Origin of the sequence: uncultured Brevundimonas sp., assembly GCF_947305955.1 — a bacterium.
Classification (GTDB): Bacteria; Pseudomonadota; Alphaproteobacteria; order Caulobacterales; family Caulobacteraceae; genus Brevundimonas.
In genome coordinates this window covers 1-20048 of the sequence record NZ_CAMZFB010000028.1, presented here as the reverse complement: position 1 = coordinate 20048, position 20048 = coordinate 1, and the positions used below count along the sequence as shown (strand labels likewise).

The 20048-nt window shown below is 62.6% G+C and carries 22 protein-coding genes; 16 read left to right on the top strand and 6 right to left on the bottom strand.

What is annotated here, in order from left to right; all coding sequences use genetic code 11:
* Nucleotides 1-4 precede the first annotated feature (4 nt).
* The 10 genes from hemH to Q0Y42_RS08505 all read left to right on the top strand — a co-directional run bounded on the left by hemH (nucleotide 5) and on the right by Q0Y42_RS08505 (nucleotide 9461).
* A complete protein-coding gene (hemH, locus tag Q0Y42_RS08550) occupies nucleotides 5-1072 on the top strand; it encodes a ferrochelatase (RefSeq protein ID WP_366108231.1) in 1068 nt (355 codons plus the stop codon).
* A 21-nt stretch (nucleotides 1073-1093) separates the two neighbouring features.
* Nucleotides 1094-1561 (top strand): CopD family protein, encoded by a 468-nt coding sequence (locus tag Q0Y42_RS08545; RefSeq protein WP_297802400.1) that lies wholly within the window; start codon nucleotides 1094-1096, stop codon nucleotides 1559-1561.
* 219 nt (nucleotides 1562-1780) lie between these two features.
* Nucleotides 1781-3256 (top strand): transcription termination factor Rho, encoded by a 1476-nt coding sequence (rho, locus tag Q0Y42_RS08540; RefSeq protein ID WP_366108229.1) that lies wholly within the window; start codon nucleotides 1781-1783, stop codon nucleotides 3254-3256.
* A gap of 62 nt (nucleotides 3257-3318) precedes the next feature.
* Nucleotides 3319-3561, top strand: a complete 243-nt coding sequence (locus tag Q0Y42_RS08535; protein ID WP_292052789.1) for a DUF6489 family protein — start codon at nucleotides 3319-3321, stop codon at nucleotides 3559-3561.
* 10 nt (nucleotides 3562-3571) lie between these two features.
* Nucleotides 3572-4882 (top strand): tRNA uridine-5-carboxymethylaminomethyl(34) synthesis GTPase MnmE, encoded by a 1311-nt coding sequence (gene mnmE, locus Q0Y42_RS08530; protein WP_297802397.1) that lies wholly within the window; start codon nucleotides 3572-3574, stop codon nucleotides 4880-4882.
* A 71-nt stretch (nucleotides 4883-4953) separates the two neighbouring features.
* Nucleotides 4954-6849 (top strand): tRNA uridine-5-carboxymethylaminomethyl(34) synthesis enzyme MnmG, encoded by a 1896-nt coding sequence (gene mnmG, locus Q0Y42_RS08525; protein WP_297802394.1) that lies wholly within the window; start codon nucleotides 4954-4956, stop codon nucleotides 6847-6849.
* 18 nt (nucleotides 6850-6867) lie between these two features.
* Complete coding sequence (gene rsmG, locus Q0Y42_RS08520) at nucleotides 6868-7485, top strand: 16S rRNA (guanine(527)-N(7))-methyltransferase RsmG (RefSeq protein WP_297802391.1); 618 nt, start codon at nucleotides 6868-6870, stop codon at nucleotides 7483-7485.
* Complete coding sequence (locus Q0Y42_RS08515) at nucleotides 7436-8293, top strand: ParA family protein (protein ID WP_292052783.1); 858 nt, start codon at nucleotides 7436-7438, stop codon at nucleotides 8291-8293. Before rsmG ends, Q0Y42_RS08515 begins: the two co-directional genes overlap by 50 nt.
* A 26-nt stretch (nucleotides 8294-8319) precedes the next feature.
* On the top strand, nucleotides 8320-9207 hold the full coding sequence (locus Q0Y42_RS08510; RefSeq protein WP_297802388.1) for a ParB/RepB/Spo0J family partition protein: 888 nt from the start codon (nucleotides 8320-8322) through the stop codon (nucleotides 9205-9207).
* Nucleotides 9208-9269: 62 nt separating this feature from the next.
* Nucleotides 9270-9461, top strand: a complete 192-nt coding sequence (locus Q0Y42_RS08505) for a hypothetical protein (RefSeq protein ID WP_292052781.1) — start codon at nucleotides 9270-9272, stop codon at nucleotides 9459-9461.
* On the opposite strand, the gene holA is transcribed toward Q0Y42_RS08505, so the two are convergent.
* The 4 genes from holA to Q0Y42_RS08485 all read right to left on the bottom strand — a co-directional run bounded on the left by holA (nucleotide 9458) and on the right by Q0Y42_RS08485 (nucleotide 14140).
* Complete coding sequence (gene holA, locus Q0Y42_RS08500; protein ID WP_297802384.1) at nucleotides 9458-10510, bottom strand: DNA polymerase III subunit delta; 1053 nt, start codon at nucleotides 10508-10510, stop codon at nucleotides 9458-9460. The two genes, Q0Y42_RS08505 and holA, sit on opposite strands and share 4 nt — an antisense overlap.
* Before the next feature lie 18 nt (nucleotides 10511-10528).
* Nucleotides 10529-11023 (bottom strand): LPS assembly lipoprotein LptE, encoded by a 495-nt coding sequence (gene lptE / locus Q0Y42_RS08495; protein ID WP_297802381.1) that lies wholly within the window; start codon nucleotides 11021-11023, stop codon nucleotides 10529-10531.
* Nucleotides 11023-13602 carry a leucine--tRNA ligase gene (gene leuS, locus Q0Y42_RS08490; protein ID WP_297802378.1) on the bottom strand — a complete coding sequence of 860 codons (2580 nt, stop codon included), beginning with the start codon at nucleotides 13600-13602 and terminating at the stop codon, nucleotides 11023-11025. Before leuS ends, lptE begins: the two co-directional genes overlap by 1 nt.
* An 88-nt stretch (nucleotides 13603-13690) precedes the next feature.
* Entirely contained in the window at nucleotides 13691-14140 is a 450-nt protein-coding gene (locus tag Q0Y42_RS08485; RefSeq protein ID WP_297802374.1) for a DUF3576 domain-containing protein, read from the bottom strand.
* Nucleotides 14141-14536: 396 nt separating this feature from the next.
* Here Q0Y42_RS08485 and Q0Y42_RS08480 point away from each other — a divergent pair, with 396 nt between their 5' ends.
* On the top strand, nucleotides 14537-14923 hold the full coding sequence (locus Q0Y42_RS08480) for an NtrZ family periplasmic regulatory protein (RefSeq protein WP_297802444.1): 387 nt from the start codon (nucleotides 14537-14539) through the stop codon (nucleotides 14921-14923).
* Here the strand turns inward: Q0Y42_RS08480 and Q0Y42_RS08475 are convergent, their stop codons facing one another.
* Nucleotides 14924-15565, bottom strand: coding sequence for a thiamine phosphate synthase (locus tag Q0Y42_RS08475; protein ID WP_297802372.1), 642 nt, complete (start codon nucleotides 15563-15565; stop codon nucleotides 14924-14926).
* Here Q0Y42_RS08475 and Q0Y42_RS08470 point away from each other — a divergent pair.
* Complete coding sequence (locus Q0Y42_RS08470; RefSeq protein ID WP_297802370.1) at nucleotides 15564-16262, top strand: YggS family pyridoxal phosphate-dependent enzyme; 699 nt, start codon at nucleotides 15564-15566, stop codon at nucleotides 16260-16262. The two genes, Q0Y42_RS08475 and Q0Y42_RS08470, sit on opposite strands and share 2 nt — an antisense overlap.
* A gap of 61 nt (nucleotides 16263-16323) precedes the next feature.
* Complete coding sequence (locus Q0Y42_RS08465; RefSeq protein ID WP_297802367.1) at nucleotides 16324-17010, top strand: response regulator transcription factor; 687 nt, start codon at nucleotides 16324-16326, stop codon at nucleotides 17008-17010.
* A 57-nt stretch (nucleotides 17011-17067) separates the two neighbouring features.
* Here Q0Y42_RS08465 and Q0Y42_RS08460 read toward each other — a convergent pair whose 3' ends face one another.
* Entirely contained in the window at nucleotides 17068-17808 is a 741-nt protein-coding gene (locus Q0Y42_RS08460; protein WP_297802364.1) for a DUF6065 family protein, read from the bottom strand.
* Between the two features lie 72 nt (nucleotides 17809-17880).
* Between Q0Y42_RS08460 and Q0Y42_RS08455 the strand changes: the two genes are divergently transcribed.
* The 3 genes from Q0Y42_RS08455 to Q0Y42_RS08445 all read left to right on the top strand — a co-directional run.
* On the top strand, nucleotides 17881-18429 hold the full coding sequence (locus tag Q0Y42_RS08455) for a prolyl-tRNA synthetase associated domain-containing protein (protein WP_297802361.1): 549 nt from the start codon (nucleotides 17881-17883) through the stop codon (nucleotides 18427-18429).
* Between the two features lie 83 nt (nucleotides 18430-18512).
* Nucleotides 18513-19409, top strand: coding sequence for a thioredoxin (gene trxA / locus Q0Y42_RS08450; protein ID WP_297802358.1), 897 nt, complete (start codon nucleotides 18513-18515; stop codon nucleotides 19407-19409).
* A 12-nt stretch (nucleotides 19410-19421) separates the two neighbouring features.
* A partial coding sequence (locus Q0Y42_RS08445; protein ID WP_297802355.1) for an LON peptidase substrate-binding domain-containing protein occupies nucleotides 19422-20048 on the top strand: 627 nt, incomplete at its 3' end.

The window sequence follows — 20048 nt, the reverse complement described above, 5'->3', positions numbered from 1 at the left end:
GCCCATGTCGGTCACACCACTGAAATCGGGGTCCGGCCGCCGCATCGCGGTGGTGCTGGCCAATCTGGGCGGGCCGGATGGTCCTGACAGCGTCAAACCCTTCCTGTTTAACCTGTTCAACGATCCGGCCATCATCGGCCTGCCGGGGATCTTCCGCACGCCTCTGGCCAAGCTGATCTCCAGCCGCCGCGAAAAGCCGGCGCAGGAAAACTATGCGCTGATGGGCGGGGGCTCGCCGCTTTTGCCCGAAACGCGCAAACAGGCCGAGGCGCTGGAAGCCCGTCTGAACGCGACCCTGCCTGATGACGAGACGCGGGTCTTCATCGCCATGCGCTACTGGCACCCGTTTACGGACGAGACGGCGCGGGCGGTCGAGGCGTTCCGGCCGGACGAGGTGGTCTTCCTGCCCCTCTATCCGCAGTACTCGACCACGACGACGGCCTCTTCGCTGAAGCTGTGGCGCAAGACCTACAAGGGTTCGGGCACCCAGCGCGTGGTGTGCTGCTATCCGCAGGCAGACGGCTTTATCGCCGCACAGGCCCGCATGATCCGCGAGACCCTGACCAAGGCTGAGGGCAAGCCCGTGCGCGTGCTGTTTTCCGCCCACGGTATCCCGTCGAAACTGGTCGAGAAGGGCGATCCCTATCAGGCGCAGGTCGAGGCGACGGTCGACGCGGTGGTGGCCAAGCTGGGCCTGACCGACTGGGCGATCTGCTATCAGTCCAAGGTCGGGCCTCTGGAATGGCTGGGACCGGCAACACCGGATGCCATCAAACAGGCCGCAGCCGATGGCGTAGGCGCATTGGTGGTGCCGATTGCCTTTGTGTCCGAACATATCGAGACGCTGGTCGAGCTGGATATCGAATACGGCGAACTGGCGCATGAAGTGGGCTGTACGCCCTATCTGCGCGCGCCTGCTGTGGGGGCCGATGCCGATTTCATTGCGGCCCTCGCGCAGGAAACCCTGACAATATTGGGCGGACAGACCTCGCGTTGTGGTAATGGCAGTTGCGCGTGCGACGACCGTTTTGCCAATCCGGTCCGACCGACAACAGCGACCGAGGTCGCCTGAACCGCTTTTGGGGATGCCTGAATGAACGCCTATGACGTGGCTCGTGGCCTGCACATCATCGCTGTGATCGCCTGGATGAGCGGTATGCTCTACCTGCCGCGCCTGTACGCCTATGACGCCGAGCAGGAGGCCAAGCCCGAGCCGCTGCGTTCGGAAATGCAGGCCCTGCTGCGCACCTGGCAGGCGCGTCTGCTGCGGATCATCATCAATCCGGCCATGATCCTGTCGCTGGTCTTCGGCATCAGCCTGTTCTGGTTCCGCTCGGGGCAGGGGGCCGACTTCTCGTTCGCGCATCAGCCGTGGATGGTGGTGAAGCTGCTGGGCGTGTTCGCGCTTCTGGGCTGGCACGGTTTTCTAGCGGCCAGCCGCAAGAAGATCGCCAACGGCACCTCGACCCGTTCGGGCAAGTTCTGGCGCATGACGAACGAAATCCCGTTCCTGATCGCGATTGTCATGGTCCTGGCCGTGACGATGGAGTGGGGTGCCTAAAACCCCAAGGCGCCTTGACCCGCAGGGGCGATCCGTGGTTTCGCTGAGGTGAACCGCAGGGTCGTCCGACAGTGCGGTGCCTCTCTATTCGATAGCCCCTGATCGTTTGACGATCGGGAACCGGCTGTCATTCCCTTTACGGCTCCGGCCGACACAATTTGCGAGATGAGCCAACCGTGCGCCTGAAGAGGTGTGCGGCTGAGCATATGAGCCTGCATTATGACCGATACGCCTGAAAACGAAGTCGTTGAAAACGCTACTGAAAATCAGGAAGTGCGCCCGCGTCGCACCCTGACCCTCGGTGGTGTGAAGGCCGCGCCCGCAGAGGCCGAGGCCCCGACCGAAACCGAGGAAGTCGTGCAGAACGACTATACGGGCGTCGACACCACGGCCGAGGAAGATGACGAGGACGGCGAGCCGCAAGGCCCGAACGGCCGCATCACCCTGCAGGAACTGAACGAAAAGACGCCGGAAGAACTGGTCGCCTTTGCCGAAGGTCTGGACATCGAGAACGCCGGCAACCTGCGTAAGCAGGACCTGCTGTTCGCCATCCTGAAGACCCTCGCCGACGAAGAAGTCGAGATCATCGCCTCGGGCGTTCTGGAAATCCTGCCGGACGGCTTCGGCTTCCTGCGTAGCCCCGACGCCAACTACCTGCCGGGTCCGGATGACATCTATGTCTCGCCGTCGCAGATCCGCCGCTTCGGCCTGCGCTCGGGTGATACGGTCCACGGTGCCGTTCGCGGCCCGCGCGAGGGCGAGCGTTACTTCGCTCTGCTCAAGGTCGACACGATCAATTTCGAAGACCCTGAAACGGTCAAGACCAAGGTCCTGTTCGACAACCTGACGCCTCTGTACCCAGAAGAGCGTCTGCACATGGAAATCCAGGACCCGACGCTGAAAGACCGCTCGGGCCGCGTGATCGACATCGTCGCGCCGCTGGGCAAGGGCCAGCGTTGCCTGATCGTGGCACCGCCGCGCGTCGGTAAGACGGTCATGCTGCAGAACATCGCCAAGTCGATCGAGAAGAACCATCCGGAAGTCTTCCTGATCGTCCTGCTGATCGACGAACGCCCCGAAGAAGTGACCGACATGCAGCGCACCGTGAAGGGCGAGGTTGTGGCCTCGACCTTCGACGAGCCGGCATCGCGTCACGTCGCCGTGGCCGAAATGGTCATCGAAAAGGCCAAGCGTCTGGTCGAGCACAAGAAGGACGTCGTGATCCTGCTGGACTCGATCACCCGTCTGGGCCGTGCTTACAACGCCACCGTGCCGTCGTCGGGCAAGGTCCTGACCGGTGGTGTGGATGCAAACGCCCTGCAGCGTCCGAAGCGCTTCTTCGGTGCCGCTCGTAACGTGGAGCAGGGTGGTTCGCTGACCATCATCGCCACCGCCCTGATCGACACCGGCTCGCGTATGGACGAGGTGATCTTCGAAGAGTTCAAGGGCACCGGTAACTCGGAAATCGTTCTTGACCGCAAGGTTGCTGACAAGCGCATCTTCCCGGCCATCGACGTGCTCAAGTCGGGTACCCGTAAGGAAGACCTCATCACGCCGAAGGACCAGCTGGCCAAGACCTATGTCCTGCGCCGCATCCTCAACCCGATGGGTCCGCAGGATGCGATCGAGTTCCTGCTCGACAAGCTACGCCAGTCGAAGAACAACTCCGATTTCTTCCAGTCGATGAATACCTAAACACCAAGCTTGGCCATACTTGCCATACCGGTGTTTCACGTGAAACATGAGGAGCGCATCGGATGAAGATCAACGTAGAAGTCGAGTGCACCCCGCAGGAGGCACGCGCTTTCCTCGGTCTTCCCGATGTCGCGCCTCTGAACGACCAATTGGTCGCAGAAATGCAAAAGCGCATGGCCGAGAACATCACGGCCATGCAGCCCGAAGAGCTTATGAAATCATGGGCTAATTTCGGGGTTCAGGCGCAGGACCAGTTCCGCCGCCTGATGGAAGCAGCCGTCTCTGGCGGCACCACCAAGGGCTGATCTCCCGATCATGATTGACACCATTTTCGCCCTGGCGACCCCTCCCGGTCGCGGGGCCGTTGCCATTATCCGTATCTCCGGTCCGGACACCGCAGACATACTTAGGGCAATAGGCGCGGGCACGGTAAAGCCACGCTTGGCCAGTGTGCGGAACCTGCGTCATGACGGGCGGCTGATCGATCAGGCTTTGGTGCTCTATTTCGTTGGCCCCAACTCCTATACGGGCGAGGACACCGCCGAACTCCACCTTCACGGGGGCAGGGCGGTGATCGAAGCGGCCAGTCAGGCTCTGATCGATCTGGGCGTGCGACCGGCGGAGCCGGGCGAGTTCACCCGCCGCGCTTTCCAGAATGGCCGGATGGACTTGGCGCAGGCTGAGGCTGTCGCCGACCTTATCGACGCCGAAACCGATGCCCAGAAGGCGCAGGCTCTGGGCCAACTCGACGGTGCCCTGTCACAAACCTATGCCGGTTTCCGCACCGACCTGCTGAAGGCCATGAGCTTGGTGGAAGCCGAAATCGACTTCCCCGACGAGGAAGTGCCCGACAATCTGGCCCGTACGGCAGGTCCGGTGTTGGACAAGCTGATCTCGGACCTGGAGGCCGCATTGGCGGATTCCGACCGTGGTCGCCGCGTGCGCGAGGGCTATCGCATCGTCCTGCTGGGCGAAACGAATGCGGGCAAGTCGTCGCTGTTTAACATTCTGACCGCGCGCGAGGCGGCGATTGTCACGCCCATAGCGGGCACCACGCGCGATGTTCTGGATGCAGATATCATGATCGGTGGCTATGCCGTGACCCTGTCGGACACGGCGGGTCTGCGCGACAGCGATGATCCGGTGGAAGCCGAGGGCATCCGTCGTGCGCGGGCACGGGCTGAAAATGCGGACCTTCGGATCTGGGTGCGTTCTCCGACGACCGAGGGAGACGATCCGGCAAAAGATTATATCCAGCCGTCCGATCTTCAGCTGTTGAACAAGGCCGACATCGGTGCGATCGAACCCGTGCCGTCGATCGAAGCCCTGTCGATCAGTACCGTCTCGGGGCAGGGGATTGATGAACTGCATCGCTGGCTGTCGGCGCGACTGGCGCGTGATCTGTCGGGGGCCGACTTCCCCGCCGTGACTCGTGAGCGCCACCGTCGGCGATTGGTCGAGGCATTGGATGCGACCCGCATGGCCCGCCGAGCACTTGATGTAGCACCTGAAATGGCGGGCGATGACCTTCGGCGTTCCAGTGATGCCCTGTCCCGTGTGACCGGAGCCATCGGCGTCGAAGACATTCTGGGCGAGGTTTTCTCGTCCTTCTGCATCGGCAAATAGCCGTTTCACGTGAAACTTTAAGTGAGGTGTCGAGGTGGAGATTTCCGCCCCGATGCACTATGTGACCACGCATGACCTCTACCCCGGATTACAGTTTTGATGTCGTCGTGATTGGCGGCGGCCACGCAGGCTGCGAAGCCGCGGCCGCTGCCGCGCGCGTGGGTGCCAACACCCTACTGCTGAGCCAGAAGCTCGAAACCATTGGCGAGATGAGCTGCAATCCGGCCATCGGCGGTTTGGGTAAGGGACATCTGGTGCGCGAGATCGACGCGCTGGATGGTGTCATGGGGCGTCTGGCTGACAAGTCGGGCATCCAGTTCCGCCTGCTCAACCGCTCTAAAGGCGCAGCGGTGCAGGGGCCGCGCAGCCAGATCGACCGCAAGCTGTACCGTTTGGCCATGCAGGCCGAGCTGGCCGATTACCCGAACCTCACGCTGATGGGATCGACGGCGGAAAGCCTGATCCTTGATGGCGACCGCGTCGTCGGCGTGGTGACGGGCGACGGCAAGACCATCAGGGCAGGGGCAGTTGTCCTCACGACGGGCACCTTCCTCAATGGCGTGATCCATCGCGGTGACCTGCGTATTCCGGCGGGCCGTTATGGCGATGATCCGTCCATCGGACTGGCGGCCAGCCTGCATTCTGCCGACCTGATGATGGGCCGCCTCAAGACCGGCACGCCCGCACGTCTGGATGGCCGCACCATTGCGTGGGACCGCCTCGAAAAGCAGGAAGCCGACGCCGATCCGGTACCGTTCTCCTTCCTGACCGACAAGATTGACGTGCCCCAGATTGCCTGCGGGGTGACGCACACGACCGAGGAAACCCACCGCATCATCGCCGAAAACCTCGGCGAGAGCGCGGTTTATGGAGGCCGTCTGTCCGGGCGTGGACCGCGCTATTGCCCGTCCATTGAGGACAAGGTCGTCCGCTTTGCCGACAAGACCAGCCATCAGGTCTTCCTTGAACCCGAAGGTCTGGATGACCCGACCGTCTATCCGAACGGGATTTCGACCTCGGTTTCCGACGCAACCCAGATGGCCTTCCTGCGCACCATGCCGGGGCTGGAGAATGTCGAAGTGTTCCGCTTCGGCTATGCCATCGAATATGACTATGTCGATCCGCGCGAACTGACTCCTGCGCTCGAGGTCAAGAAGCGTCCGGGGCTCTATCTGGCGGGCCAAATCAATGGCACGACCGGCTATGAGGAGGCGGGTGCCCAAGGCCTGATGGCGGGCATGAATGCTGCGCGCTCTGTGGCGGGCAAGGACCCGATCATCTTCGGTCGCGATCAGGCCTATATTGGCGTGATGATCGATGACCTCGTCACGCGCGGGGTCACCGAACCCTATCGTATGTTTACGAGCCGCGCTGAATATCGCCTGACCCTGCGCGCCGACAATGCCGATGTGCGCCTGACGCAGCTTGGTATTGATGCGGGTGTTGTTGGCACAGAGCGTGCAAAAGTATGGCTGAACAAGGCAGACTGGTTATACTCGGCGAACCGTGTTTCACGTGAAACAGAGTTTACGCCCAAGGAAGCCGCCACCCTTGGCATCAACGTCAACGCCGATGGCCAGCGCCGTTCGATCCGCGATCTGCTGTCCTTCCCCGGTGTGACACTGGATCATTTTCTCAGTGTGAAGCCCGAGATCGCGGACTGGTCGAAGTCCGTCCGTGAACAGGTCGAAATCGACGCCATCTATGCGGGCTATCTGGATCGTCAGGCTCAGGATGCGGAGGCGCTGCGCCGTGAGGAGGGGATGGCCCTGCCGGCGGACCTCGACTATTCGGCCATCGGGGCACTGTCGAACGAAGTCCGCGAAAAGCTGTCCATGGTTCGCCCGCAAACGCTCGGCCAAGCTGGCCGTATCGAGGGCATGACGCCGGGTGCGCTGACCGCACTTCTCGCCCACGTGAAAAAATCCCGCGCCGTTGCCGCGGATGCCGCCACCATCGTCGCTTAAAACGCGGACAAGAGTTCCATGGACGCTATCGCCCAATTCCGCGCCAATGCCGGTGCGACCGACGCCCAGATCGCCGATCTGACGACCTTCCTCGGCATGCTGACCGAAGCCAATGAGGTGATGAACCTTGTCGGTCCGGACACCATTCCGGATTTCTGGAACCGCCACGCATGGGACAGCGCCCAGCTGCTGTCTCTGGCACCCGAAGCCCGCACTTGGGCCGATCTGGGGGCAGGGGCGGGCTTTCCCGGTGTCGTGCTGGCCATCATGATGAAGGGTGTCGAAGGCGGCCATGTCTGGCTGATCGACAGCCTCGGTAAACGCTGCCGCTTCCTGCAGACCGTCGTCGATGCTCTGGATCTGCCCGCAACAGTCATCAATGGCCGTGCCGAGGAACAGCAGGTGAAGGTGGACATCGTGACCGCCCGCGCCGTCGCACCGATGGAAAAATTACTCGGTTATGCACAGCCCTACTTCCAACGTGGTGCAAAAGGTCTGTTCCTGAAGGGCGAGAAGGCCGAAGCTGAGTTGAAACAGGCATCGACTGTCTGGCATTTTGACTCTGAGCTCTCGGTTTCGCGCAGCGATGCGCGTGGCCGCATCGTTTCAGTGGGGAGTTTGCGTCGTGTCCGATAAACCGAAGACGACCCGCGTCCTTGCGGTTTCCAATCAGAAAGGCGGCGTGGGTAAAACCACGACGGCGATCAACCTCGGCACCGCGCTGGCCGCGATCGGCGAGAAGGTTTTGATCGTGGACATGGACCCGCAGGGCAATGCCTCGACGGGTCTGGGCGTGCCACGTGAAACGCGCAAGGTCACGATCTACGACGTCATCGTCGACGGTCACTCCATTGATGAAACTGCCGTCCAGACGGCGGTACCGGGCCTCTATATCGTCACGGCCGATCCGGATATGTCCGGTGTTGAGATCGAGCTGAGCCAAGCCGATCGCCGGTCCTACCGCCTGCGCGACGCTCTGGAAGCGCAAGGAGCCAATGGCGAACGCGCCTTTGACTATGTGCTGATCGACTGCCCGCCGTCGCTGAACCTGCTGACGCTGAACGCCATGGCCGCCGCCGACGCGGTTCTGGTGCCGCTGCAGTGCGAATTCTTCGCCCTTGAGGGTCTGACCCAGCTGATGCGCACCATCGACATGGTGAAGCAGAACCTCAATCCGTCGCTGGAAATCCAGGGGCTGGTGCTGACCATGTATGACCGCCGCAACGCCCTGTCGGGTCAGGTGGCGGCGGATGTGCGTGCCCATTTCGGCGAAAAGGTCTATGAAAGCGTGATCCCGCGCAATGTGCGGGTGTCCGAAGCGCCGTCCTACGGCAAGCCCGCGCTGATCTATGATCTGAAATGCGCCGGCAGTCAGGCTTATCTGAAGTTGGCGCGCGAAGTGGTCGCGCGCGAGCGTCAACGCCGTGAAGTCCTCGCGGCTTAAGTAAAAACAATAGCGGAATCCGTATCTTGTCTGAACGTCAACGCGGTCTGGGACGGGGGCTTTCGGCCCTTCTGGGAGAAAACGCACAGGAAGCTGTGGCCGTTGATGGCGGCGCTGTAGCTCCTGCTGGCGTGCAGCGGGTTCCGATCGAGAACCTGAAGCCCAACCCCGATCAGCCGCGTAAGGTCTTCAAAAAGGAAGATCTGGACGAACTGACGGCCTCGATCCGCGACAAGGGCGTGCTGCTGCCCATTCTGGTCCGCAGCCAGCCGGGCGAGCCGGGCGTCTATCAAATCATCGCCGGTGAACGTCGCTGGCGCGCGGCACAGGCGGCCCGTGTCACCCAGGTGCCGGTTGTTGTCCGTGAAATGGATGACGTTGAGGTGCTGGAAGTCGGCATCATCGAAAACGTCCAGCGGGCCGACCTGAACCCGATGGAAGAGGCTAACGCCTACGCCCAGCTGATGGAAAAATTCGGCCGCACGCAGGATGCCGTGGCCGGTGTGGTGGGCAAGAGCCGCTCGCACGTCGCCAACACCCTGCGCCTGCTGCAACTACCGCCGGAAGTGCGCGATCACGTGGTGCATGGTCGTCTGACCGCCGGTCACGCCCGCGCCCTGATCACCGCGCCGAATCCGCAGGAACTGGCCGAAGAGATCATTTCCAAGGGCCTGAACGTCCGTCAGACCGAAATGCTGGCCCGTAAGTCGGCAGAAGGTCCCAAGCCGTCCAAGCCCAAGACAGCGGTCAATCAGGAAGGCGCGGCGGACATTGCAGCGCTGGAACAGGACCTGTCGGATGCGCTGGGCCTCAAGGTCGTGCTGGCGGACAAGGGTGGTAAGGGTATGATTACCTTGAACTATTCTACCCTTGAGCAGTTGGATGATCTCTGCCGCCGCCTGATGCGTGGCTGATCCGGCTCACACAATCAACCAAGTGACGGGCCTTTCGGGGCCCGTTGTGCTATGGGCAGGGTATGACCGAACAATCCCCCAAACCTACTCAGGCCGAAACCATGCGCCGCGCCTTGGCCGCCAAGAAGGCAGCAAAGGCCAAAAGTCAGGGCGTAGGCGGTGGCCTGGATGCCAAGTCATTGGAAAAACAGCTGCAACGCGAAGCTGCGGCGATGAACAAGCCCGCTTTCCGCTGGATGTCACACCGCGGTTAAAGGCCCATCCGGCGCGCGCGGGCACCGATTTCCAGCAACAGGCGCTCGGCGATCAGATGGTCGGGCATACCGGTCGTCTTGGCGGCGACATCGGCTGTATTGACGCTGTTGAGCACTTCATCGAGCGCTTCCAGACGCCAGCTGCGCGCCTGACGCAGCATTTCGGCTTCCTGTTTCCAGAACACGCCCGCGGCCTTGGCAGCCTCTTTCGCGCCTTGGCCGTTCGCCTGCAAGACATTGATCCGGCGTAGTTTTCCGAGGTGTATGGAAACCATACGGACCGCCATCACCGCGCTTTCACCTTCGGCCAGAGCGCGACGAAGGCCCGCTTGGGCTGGCCCCGGTCGGCCGCCAAAGGCTTGAAGTGCGGCGTCTGACAGCGAGGCATCCGGCTCTACGCCCAGATGCTGGTCCAACTCTTCGACATCGATGGTCTTACCCGAGCCGGGGCCGATATAGAGGATGAGGCGCTCGATCTCCTGACGCATCAGGCCGCGCTCGCGCGGCAGGCGGGCGACAAAGCGGTCCAGCGCATCGGACGTCAGACCGACCTTGTCGGCAGCCAAGGCTTCGCGGGTCATGCGCGCCACGTCGCCAACTTCGTCTTCGTAACAGGCGATAGCGGCCGCACCCGAGGCCTTTTCGGCAGCCTTTCTAAGTGCGGATTCGCGGCCAAGCGCGCCCGCTTCGACCACCAGCAGGGCGTCGGGGTTGTACTGGCCCTCTGCGTGGGCCGTCAGGGCCGCGGCGACGGCCTTATCGACACTGGCCTTGGGATCACCAAGACGGACCCGCACCAGGCGCCTGTCGCCCAGCATGGAGAGTGCCGTGAGGGCTTCTTCCAGTTTGATAGGATCGGCGTCGATATCCGCATCCGTCAGCGATGTGACGTTGAACGGATCATTCAGATCGGACGTGACGGTCTTGCACAGGGCCACGGCGCGTTCCTGAACGCCGGAGCGATCCTTGCCATGGATCAGGGCTGCGCGGATGTGGGCGTCCGGTGCCTTTAAGAACCGTTCAATTTCAGGGCGTTTGGCGAGGATCACGCGGAAATCTCCGGGCGATTAACGCTGGCCAAGAACACGCATCAGATCCAGACGTATCAGGCGGGCCAGATCGGCGGCGGCGCGGTCCTCACCGTCCTGCTGGGCGGCGATAGCGGCATAGGGCTGATCGGCGGCGGCATAGGTGGTGGTGGTGGTGCGCTCGCCCTTGATGGGTTCGCCACCGGCCAGCGGAACCAGAGTCCAGCTGGCCTTGAGCGTCAGTTGGTAGCGCGTGGCCGTATCGTCGATGCGGCGGCCCAGTGGCAGGCGCGACTGTTCGACCTCGGTTTCCAGACGATATTGCGGGGGCAGGGAGGCATTGCGCCCGAAGGCGTCCTCCAACTGCTCACGCAGGCGATAGCCCAGTCGGTCATCGGGCGTGGAAACCGCCACCCGCGACAGGGTGCTACCGATCGCACCTTCCCCCGTCTGTCCATAGATCGGCGTGAACCCGCAGGCCGACAGCAGGACTGCCGAAGCCGCAAGGACGGACAGGGGAAGGATGCGTTTCATCAGTTGGCCACCAGGTTCACAATGCGATCCGGCACCACAATCACCTTGCGGACCGTCAGGTTGTTGGCCTCAAGGTAGGCCTTAACCGTCGGATTGGCGAGGGCTGCGGCCTCGACATCGGCTTGGTCGGCACCGCGCGGCATTTGAACTTCGCCGCGACGCTTGCCACCGATCTGGACCGGCATGGTCACCTGGTCGTCAGCCGCCAGCTTGGCGTCATAGACAGGCCATTCGGCTTCCAGGACCAGACCGTCCATGCCCAGACGCGTCCAGCCTTCTTCGGCCAGGTGCGGGGTGAACGGTGCCACCAGACGAGCCAGAGCCGACAGGGCAAGCTTGCGGGCTTCGCCACCAGCCTTGGCGTGGTCCTTCAGCACACCGAGGAAGGCGTACAGCTTGGCGATGGCCGAGTTGAAGCGGAAGCTTTCGATGCCTTCGCTGACGGCCTTGATGGCCTTGTGCGTTTCGCGGATCAGGCTGGCGTCCACGTCGGCGTTGGCCGGAGCCGAGGCATCATAGGCGTCAAACTCGTTCCACACGCGCTGGACGAAGCGCGAGGCCCCTTCGACGCCGCCGGTCGACCATTGCACATCGCGCTCGGGCGGGCTGTCCGACAGGACGAACAGACGGCCGGCATCGACGCCATAGGTCTCGATGATGTCGACAGGCGCGACGACATTCTTCTTCGATTTCGACATCTTCTCGACTTCGCCGATGCTGATTTCAGCACCCGTCGAGAGACGGCGGGCGATGCGCTTGCCGTCAACGTGTTCGATCTGGACGTCGGTCGGTTCGACCCATTTGGGCTTACCGCTCGGCTCGTGGCCGTCGAAATAGGTCTCGTGGACCACCATGCCCTGGGTGAACAGACCTGCGAACGGCTCCTTCACATCCATCAGACCGGCGTCCGACAGGGCGCGGGTGATGAAACGGGCATAGAGCAGGTGCAGGACGGCGTGTTCGATGCCGCCGATGTATTGATCCACCGGAAGCCAGCGCGAAGCGGCGGCCTTGTTGATCGGGGTCGAGGCCTTCGGATCGGTAAAGCGGGCGAAATACCAGCTGGAGTCCACGAAGGTGTCCAGCGTGTCCGTCTCGCGGCGGGCCGGCTTGGCGCAGGTCGGGCAGTTGACGTGCTTCCACGTCGGGTGGCGATCCAGCGGGTTGCCCGGCACGTCAAAGGTGACGTCCTTGGGCAGTTCAACCGGAAGCTGGTCTGCAGGCACCGGAACGACACCGCAGTCCTCGCAGTGGATGACCGGAATCGGGCAGCCCCAGTAGCGCTGGCGGCTGACGCCCCAGTCGCGCAGGCGATAGATGGTCGCGCCCTTGCCGGTGCCGGCTTCCTCGATCTTGGCGATCGCAGCGGCCTTGGCAGCCTCGATCTCCATGCCGTTCATGAAGTCCGAGTTGAACAGCACGCCCGGGCCGGTATAGGCCTCGTCCTCGACGGTGAAGCTCTCATCGGCATCGTGCGGACGCACGACCGGTTTGACCGGAAGGCCATACTTGCGAGCGAAATCAAGGTCGCGCTGGTCGTGGGCAGGGCAGGCGAAGATCGCGCCCGTGCCGTATTCCGACAGGATGAAGTTGGCGATCCAGACCGGAACTTCCTCGCCGGTGAAGGGGTGCACGCACTTCAGGCCGGTGTCCCAGCCGATCTTCTCGGCCTGTTCGATTTCGGCCTGCGAGGCACCGCCCTTGCGGCATTCGGCGACGAAATCGGCGACCTTGGGATCGGCGTCGGCCAGTTGCTTGGAAATGGGGTGATCGGGGGCCAGACCCACGAACGACGCGCCATAGAAGGTGTCCGGACGGGTGGTGTAGATCTCTACGCCATCCTCGAAGCCCGCCGGAGCGTTACCGGCAAAGGCCCACTTCATCTGCAGGCCCTTGGAGCGGCCGATCCAGTTTTCCTGCATCAGGCGGACCTTGTCAGGCCAGCGGCCTTCCAGTTCCTTCAGGCCGTCGATCAGGTCATCGGCATAGTCGGTGATGCGGATGAACCACTGGGTCAGCTTGCGCTTTTCGACCAGAGCGCCCGAACGCCAGCCACGACCGTCGATCACTTGTTCGTTGGCCAGAACGGTATTGTCGACCGGATCCCAGTTGACCGTGCCTTCCTTGCGATAGACGAGGCCGCGCTTCATCAGCTCGAGGAACCACGCCTGTTGCTGGCCATAGTATTCCGGATCGCAGGTGGCGAACTCACGGGACCAATCCAGCGACAGGCCCAGCAGCTTCAGCTGCGAGCGCATGTTGTCGATGTTGGAATAGGTCCAGTCGCCTGGATGCACGCCGCGCTCCATGGCGGCGTTTTCCGCGGGCATACCAAAGGCATCCCAACCCATCGGGTGAAGTACGTCGAACCCTTGCGCGCGCTTCCAGCGGGCGATGACGTCGCCCATCACATAGTTGCGGGCGTGGCCCATGTGGATGTTGCCCGACGGATAGGGGAACATCTCCAGGACGTAGTATTTCGGACGACCGGTGTCCTCGTTGGACACGGAGAATACGTCGGCCTCGGCCCAGCGGGCCTGTTGGCGGGGTTCGGTTACTTTGGGCTCGTAGCGGGCCACGGCTAATCCTAAGCGTCGCCTCAGGCGGGAAGCGTGAGGCGGGCCTGAGGTCTAGCGGTTAAACGTAGAAAGAAAGGTAGCGCAGCCCTTAGCGGGCTGCGTTGGCGAGGTTGAGTTGGCGGGCCTTGGTCAGGATCGCGTTCTCGAGATCGGTGCTGGTTTGCGAAGCCACATCGGCGGTCACCCACTGACCCGTCGCGTCGCGCACTTCCTTGACGACGGCCACGTTCAGCGCATCGGCGCGCAGGCGACGGTCAAGGATCAGAACGGTCGCCTTGAAGCGCTCGTTCGGAGCTTCCGGATTGGTGTACCAACCATAGTTGATCACGCCGCCCCACGGGTCTGCGCTGGCCAGCGGCATGAAGGACAGGGTGTCGAGGGTGGCGCGCCACAGATAGGCGTTCACGCCGATACCCAGTTGGTCCTCAAGCGTGGCGACCTTTTCGGTCTTCTTGCCGACGAGCGGCAGGCTGGAGCAGCCACCTGCGAGAAGGCCGGTAGCAACAAGGGCAATCGCAGCGCTGCGAACAAATGCCATTCCAAGATCTCCAAAAAGGTCTCGACCAAGAGGCGTTCGGAACGAGCGCTTGCGCCCGAGCGTCCAAAGCACCGGAAGGGTGCTCTATAACACGGTGAAAAGGGGATGTGACAAGCGCGGGTGATCGCTGTGCGATATAATCGTATCTGGCCCGCGATTTAGCACGTTCTGGCGGGGTGGCGCGGCTACTGCACCGCTTGTAAATTTGTGTCGGTATAGACACAGGTCTAACAGGACTCGCTCAGGAACGACCGATCCGGTCCTACGTTGTCATTCTAGACGTTGACCACAGGCAGGAGCGGTGTCTAATCCGACCGTCGCGTCCCTGTGGACCGATTTGATTTTCACCCGAGACGGTTCCTCGCGGAGCTGGCTCAAGACTGGACCTAGGGTTTGATGCGCATCGGCGTGGCAAGTCTGGCAGTGGTAGGCGCTCTGGCTGTGGCCGGGCTGTCGACCTCGGCGCATGCCCAGTCGCGCGCTACCGGTCAGGTGAATCTCTCCCAGGCAGCCACCACCGCAACGCCCCAGGCCCAGCGCCGAGGCCTGCGTCTGCATGAAAACGGCCGTTGGGGGCTGGACCTCAACCTCAACCAGCCCGTTGGCCGTCAGGCCCAGTGGGGCGACGTTGAAGCCGGTGCCTACTACCGCCTGACCCCGCGTCTGCGCGTTGGCGCTGCTGCCAATCTGGCAACGCCGGAACGTGACCCCGCACGGGCTCAGGAAACGACCGACCGCCGCTCGCAGCCGCGCGTCCGTCTGGAAACCATCTTTAAATTCTAATCAGCCGCCGAACGCGTTCCTGATCGCATCCACGCCAGCGATGCCGCACGCCTGTATGTCCAGCAGTTGCCGCGCGTTGACCGCCGTGATGCCGCCCAGCGCATAGGCGGGGCAGGGCAGGCTATCGATCAGTTGGCTGGCCTTCCATAATCCCAGATCAGGTTTGCTGGCGGAGGCGCCGCCAGCCGGAAACACCGGCGATACGACGACGGCATCCAGTCCTGTCAGCGCGCGCTTACCCAGCGGCGCGTGCAAGGCTCCGGTGATGATCCAAGACGGATGCGCTTCGCGGAGGGCGGCACCGCGGGACAGGTCGGTTTCCGGCAGATGCACCCCGTCCGCGGCGATATCGCGGGCAAGAGCTTCGTCCTTGCCAACCAGCAGCCGAACGTCCGCCAGATTACATTCAGCCCTGAGGCGCAGCCCGATTTCACGGGCATCCGGACGGGAAAAGGCGCGATAGACGACGGCCGCCCCTGCGGGCAGGTGTGGGACGGTCCGCCACGGCGTCGGCGTGCGTTCGGGATCGGTAAAGAACAGCAGAGGCGGCAGTTTGCGAAGGCGCGGGCTGACTTCGGCACTGCGACGCGCTAGTTCCAGAGCGGTTTGCCACAGGATGTCTGCGTCCTTGGAGAGAGTCATGCGTGTCACTGATCCCGCGGTTGCCACCGCCGCCATTGTCGGGAATTTCAACGAAGTCCGCCAGCATATCCGTGCCGCCTGCGAAGCGGCAGGGCGCGATCCGTCATCGGTCACCCTGACGGCGGTCAGCAAGACCCAGTCGGCAGAGGCGCTTGAAGCCGCACTGGCTGCGGGCCAGACCGTCTTTGGCGAGAACCGTGTGCAAGAAGCCTATCAGCACTGGGCCCATCAGCGCGAAGAGCTGGAACTGCGCCTGATCGGCCCGCTACAGACCAATAAGGCGCTGGATGCGGTCAAACTGTTCGACGTCATCGAGACGCTGGACCGCGAGAAACTGGCCGCGGCGCTGGCCGATGCCATGGCCAAGACCGGTCGCACGCTCAGTGTGCTGGTACAGGTCAATACGGGAGCGGAGCCCCAAAAGGCGGGCGTCCTGCCAGAGGATGCCGACGCCCTGATCGCCAAGGCGCGCGATGTCTATGGCTTGGCGGTCAGCGGCGTCATGTGTATCCCGCCAGCGGACCAGGACCCCGCACCGCACTTCCGGATGCTGAAAAACATAGGCGATCGCAACGGCTTGGCTGTTCTGTCCATGGGTATGAGCGGCGACTACCGAGAGGCCATTGCGTGCGGTGCAACCCATGTTCGTGTGGGCTCGGCCCTTTTCGGGGCACGAAATCCGCTAATTTCAACCTGATTATGGCCTAATCGGTCCTCTGCCTCTTGGCTAAAGCGGTTGGGGTCGCCATTGTCAGATCATGCCGACGCCAAAGACGATCCTGATCATCGACGACGACGACGATCTGCGCGAAGCCCTCGCCGAGCAGCTAGCCCTGCACGAAGAGTTCCGGCCCGTTCAGGTTGCAAATGCAACCGACGGCATCAAACAGGCACGTGAAGCCCGCGCCGACCTTATCCTGTTGGATGTCGATCTGCCCGATATGGATGGCCGCGAGGCCTGCCGCCTGATCCGCAAGGCGGGCGTCTCGACGCCGGTCATTATGCTGACGGGTCAGTCCTCGGATTCCGACGCCATTCTGGGGCTGGATTCCGGTGCCAATGACTATGTGACCAAGCCCTTCCGGTTTGCCGTCCTTCTGGCCCGTATCCGCGCCCATCTGCGGAGCCACGAACAGTCCGAGGATGCGGTCTTCCAGATCGGCCCGTACGAGTTCCGTCCGGCCTCCAAGATGATGGTCGATGCCGCTGGCAAGAAGGTTCGCCTGACGGAAAAGGAAACCAACATCCTCAAATACCTCTATCGCGCGGGCACCAAGCCGGTTTCGCGCGAAGAGCTGCTGACCGAGGTGTGGGGCTATAATGCGGGGGTCACTACCCACACGCTGGAAACCCACATCTACCGTCTGCGCCAGAAGATCGAGGCCGAACCCGGTCAGGCCCGACTGCTGCTGACGGATGCGGGCGGCTATCGCCTCCAGCCCTGATCGGCACACCGATTATGAAAAAGCCCGCCGGCAGATACCGGCGGGCTTTTTTGTGGGTCAGCCCACGCGGGGCATCTTCAGGCGGCGCTTGTTGGAATGGGTTTCCGGCGCGGCACCCAGAGCTTCTGGCACCTCGCCCTTGAAGTAGTAGCGCTGCCACGCCTCCTTCACGGCCTCCGGCTCGAAATTGGCCAGACGCTGGTTGAAGTCGGTACGTGCGCGGTTCCACGCCTCGAACTGGCCCTTCATGACCGGATTGGAATCCAGCGTACGGATCACCGGCTCGAACTGTTCGACGCGGCGGTGCTCGACCGGCTGGATGAAGCAGAAGGGTTCGCCCTTTTCGAACTTCACGCGACCGGGGCGGGTGAAGATCCAGTTCATGGTGAAGGGGAAGGGCAGCCAGTCCGTCTCGATCAGGCCTTCCAGCGGCTGGATGCCGTCCTTGACGTGGTTGGGCGAGCCCTTGGCGATCAGGCCCCAGCCCGGCGGCGTGCGGAACAGATATTGGGGGTGCATGGTCACCACACCGCGCGAGAAGTGCGAGGTGACGAAATGCTCCATGTTCTGGACCGGATGCTCGGGCTTGATGGTGATATCCGTTTGCGCCGGACCGCCATTCCATTCCGCCGTAAAGCCGAAGGGGCACAGGATTTCCCAGCCCGTCGTATTGGCCATGGTCAGCGGCAGGCAGCGATAGGGGTGTCGAGACGCGAAGGCGTCCATCCAGTTACGCGACTGTCGCCCCGGCACCAGATCGCACGGGCGTGCGCTCATCGGATAGCATTCCAGTTCCAAGTCTCGGCTCCACAGGCTATCGGTTTTCCTACGCCCTCTCCCTAAGTGGCCCGATAGTTCCAGACAAGCGCAATGACTGACGCAGCCGTATCTCCTTCGCCAGAATACTGTCCGCCCTTCGACCGATCGTCACTGACGGCCTATTTGCAGGAGCAGGGGATCGCCTTTCTCACCCATGACCACCCCGCCGTTTTTCGCGTGGAGGAGGGGCTTGAGCTGAAGGCCCATATGCCGGGCGTCCACACCAAGAACCTGTTCCTGAAGGACAAAAAGGGACGGCTCTGGCTGATCTCGGCGGCCCAGGACACGGTGATCGACCTGAAGCGCGCGCATAAGGTGATCGGCTCTGATCGCCTGTCCTTTGGCAATGAAACTCTGCTGTGGCGCTATCTGGGTGTGCGGCCCGGTTCGGTGACGGCGCTGGGTCTGATCAATGACCCGCAGCAAGAGGTCACATTCATTCTGGATGCGCGCTTGTGGCAGGCTGATATCGTCAACTTCCACCCGCTGGAGAACACGGCGACGACGGCGCTGGAGCAAGCGGCGTTCCGCGCCTTCCTCGAAAGCCTCGGGCGCGCGCCCTTCGTCGTCGATTTCGAGCGTATGGAACGGATCGTCTGATACCTTGGCCTTGAGTCTGACCGCCATCAGAACCATCTGATGGGTAATTCATTTTTCTGTTTCGCGCTTGGGAGCCGAAATCCATGACTTTTGCCGACCCGTCCGCCCCTCCGCCGTCCGATCTGATCAAGGACGGTTCGGATGCCAGCTTCATGCAGGACGTGATCGAGGCCTCCAAGTCGCAGCCGGTCATCGTCGATTTCTGGGCAACGTGGTGCGGTCCGTGCCGCACGCTGGGCCCGCTGCTGGAAAAGAACGTCCGTGCCGCAGGCGGCAAGGTGAAGATGGTCAAGATTGACGTTGACGCCAACCCGGCCTTTGCGGGCCAGCTGCGCGTCCAGTCGATCCCGACCGTCTATGCCTTCGTCAACGGCCAGCCGGTTGACGGCTTCCAAGGCGCCGTGCCGGAAAGCCAGATCAAGGCCTTCATCGACCGCCTGACCGGTGGTGCGGGTGCCAATGCCGATGTCGAGCAACTGCTGCAACTGGGCGAAGAGTCGCTGAAGCTTCAGGATCTCGGTGGCGCCGCTCAGGCCTTTGCACAGGTTCTGACGTTGGACCGCGCGAACGAAACCGCCATTGCCGGTATGGCCCGCGTCTATCTGGCCGATGGTGATGCCGAACAGGCCCTGCAAACCATCGCCATGGCGCCGGCCGATTCCAAGAATGCCGCCGTTCAGGCCGTCCGCGCCCAGTTGAGCCTTGCCTCCAAGGCCACCGGCCCTGCCAATGAACTGGCCGCCAAGGTCGAGGCCAATCCGTCGGATCACGCGGCCCGTTTCGAGCTGGCCCAGTCCTATGCCGCCTCGGGCGATTTTGGCGAAGCGGTGAACCAGCTGCTGAAGATCATCGAGGCCGACCGCGAGTGGAATGAACAGGCCGCCCGCAGGGAACTGCTGACGGTGTTCGAGGCGGCAGGCACTATGAGCGACGTGTCCAAGGACGGGCGCCGTCGCCTGTCCTCGATCCTGTTCGGATAGGAGAGCGTCAGGATGGCTCAGGGTTATGTAAGATCGTCGGACCTGCCTCAGGTAATACCGGTCTTTCCGCTGCCCGGGGTCATCCTGCTGCCCCGCGGCCAGCTGCCGCTCAATATCTTTGAGCCGCGCTATCTCAACATGGTCGACGACGCCATGGCGTCGGACCGGCTGATCGGCATGGTCCAGACCGTGGGGCCTGCTGCGGGTAATCCCCGACTGATGCAGGTGGGCTGTGTGGGCCGGATCACCAGCTTCGCCGAGACTTCGGACGGGCGCTATCTGATCACCCTGACCGGTATTGCCCGCTTCCGGATTGTCTCGGAAATTCAGGCGAAGTCGCCCTACCGTCAGGTCAGGGCCGATTTTGAACCCTATGCCGATGATCTTGGCGGGCCCGAGGCGTTTGACGGCTTCGAGCGCGAGCGTTTCCTGTCGGCCCTACGCCCCTTCCTCAGTGTTCGGGGGCTGGATATCGATTGGGACACCGCCGAGGCCGCGCCCGCCGAAGCCCTGATCAACAGCCTGTCGATGGGCCTGCCGTTCGAGCCGGTCGAGAAACAGGCGCTGGTCGAGGCTCAGGATTTGAATGGTCGCAGCGAGGCCCTGATTGCCCTGATGAGAATGGACAGCGCCCTGCCC

What these genes read in the sequence shown, in the direction of transcription:
- hemH (WP_366108231.1), top strand. Translation starts at nt 5, where the DNA reads ATGTCGGTCACACCACTGAAATCGGGGTCCGGCCGCCGCATCGCGGTG.
- Q0Y42_RS08545 (WP_297802400.1), top strand. Translation starts at nt 1,094, where the DNA reads ATGAACGCCTATGACGTGGCTCGTGGCCTGCACATCATCGCTGTGATC.
- rho (WP_366108229.1), top strand. Translation starts at nt 1,781, where the DNA reads ATGACCGATACGCCTGAAAACGAAGTCGTTGAAAACGCTACTGAAAAT.
- Q0Y42_RS08535 (WP_292052789.1), top strand. Translation starts at nt 3,319, where the DNA reads ATGAAGATCAACGTAGAAGTCGAGTGCACCCCGCAGGAGGCACGCGCT.
- mnmE (WP_297802397.1), top strand. Translation starts at nt 3,572, where the DNA reads ATGATTGACACCATTTTCGCCCTGGCGACCCCTCCCGGTCGCGGGGCC.
- mnmG (WP_297802394.1), top strand. Translation starts at nt 4,954, where the DNA reads ATGACCTCTACCCCGGATTACAGTTTTGATGTCGTCGTGATTGGCGGC.
- rsmG (WP_297802391.1), top strand. Translation starts at nt 6,868, where the DNA reads ATGGACGCTATCGCCCAATTCCGCGCCAATGCCGGTGCGACCGACGCC.
- Q0Y42_RS08515 (WP_292052783.1), top strand. Translation starts at nt 7,436, where the DNA reads ATGCGCGTGGCCGCATCGTTTCAGTGGGGAGTTTGCGTCGTGTCCGAT.
- Q0Y42_RS08505 (WP_292052781.1), top strand. Translation starts at nt 9,270, where the DNA reads ATGACCGAACAATCCCCCAAACCTACTCAGGCCGAAACCATGCGCCGC.
- lptE (WP_297802381.1), bottom strand. Translation starts at nt 11,023, where the DNA reads ATGAAACGCATCCTTCCCCTGTCCGTCCTTGCGGCTTCGGCAGTCCTG.
- Q0Y42_RS08485 (WP_297802374.1), bottom strand. Translation starts at nt 14,140, where the DNA reads ATGGCATTTGTTCGCAGCGCTGCGATTGCCCTTGTTGCTACCGGCCTT.
- Q0Y42_RS08480 (WP_297802444.1), top strand. Translation starts at nt 14,537, where the DNA reads ATGCGCATCGGCGTGGCAAGTCTGGCAGTGGTAGGCGCTCTGGCTGTG.
- Q0Y42_RS08470 (WP_297802370.1), top strand. Translation starts at nt 15,564, where the DNA reads ATGCGTGTCACTGATCCCGCGGTTGCCACCGCCGCCATTGTCGGGAAT.
- Q0Y42_RS08475 (WP_297802372.1), bottom strand. Translation starts at nt 15,565, where the DNA reads ATGACTCTCTCCAAGGACGCAGACATCCTGTGGCAAACCGCTCTGGAA.
- Q0Y42_RS08465 (WP_297802367.1), top strand. Translation starts at nt 16,324, where the DNA reads ATGCCGACGCCAAAGACGATCCTGATCATCGACGACGACGACGATCTG.
- Q0Y42_RS08455 (WP_297802361.1), top strand. Translation starts at nt 17,881, where the DNA reads ATGACTGACGCAGCCGTATCTCCTTCGCCAGAATACTGTCCGCCCTTC.
- trxA (WP_297802358.1), top strand. Translation starts at nt 18,513, where the DNA reads ATGACTTTTGCCGACCCGTCCGCCCCTCCGCCGTCCGATCTGATCAAG.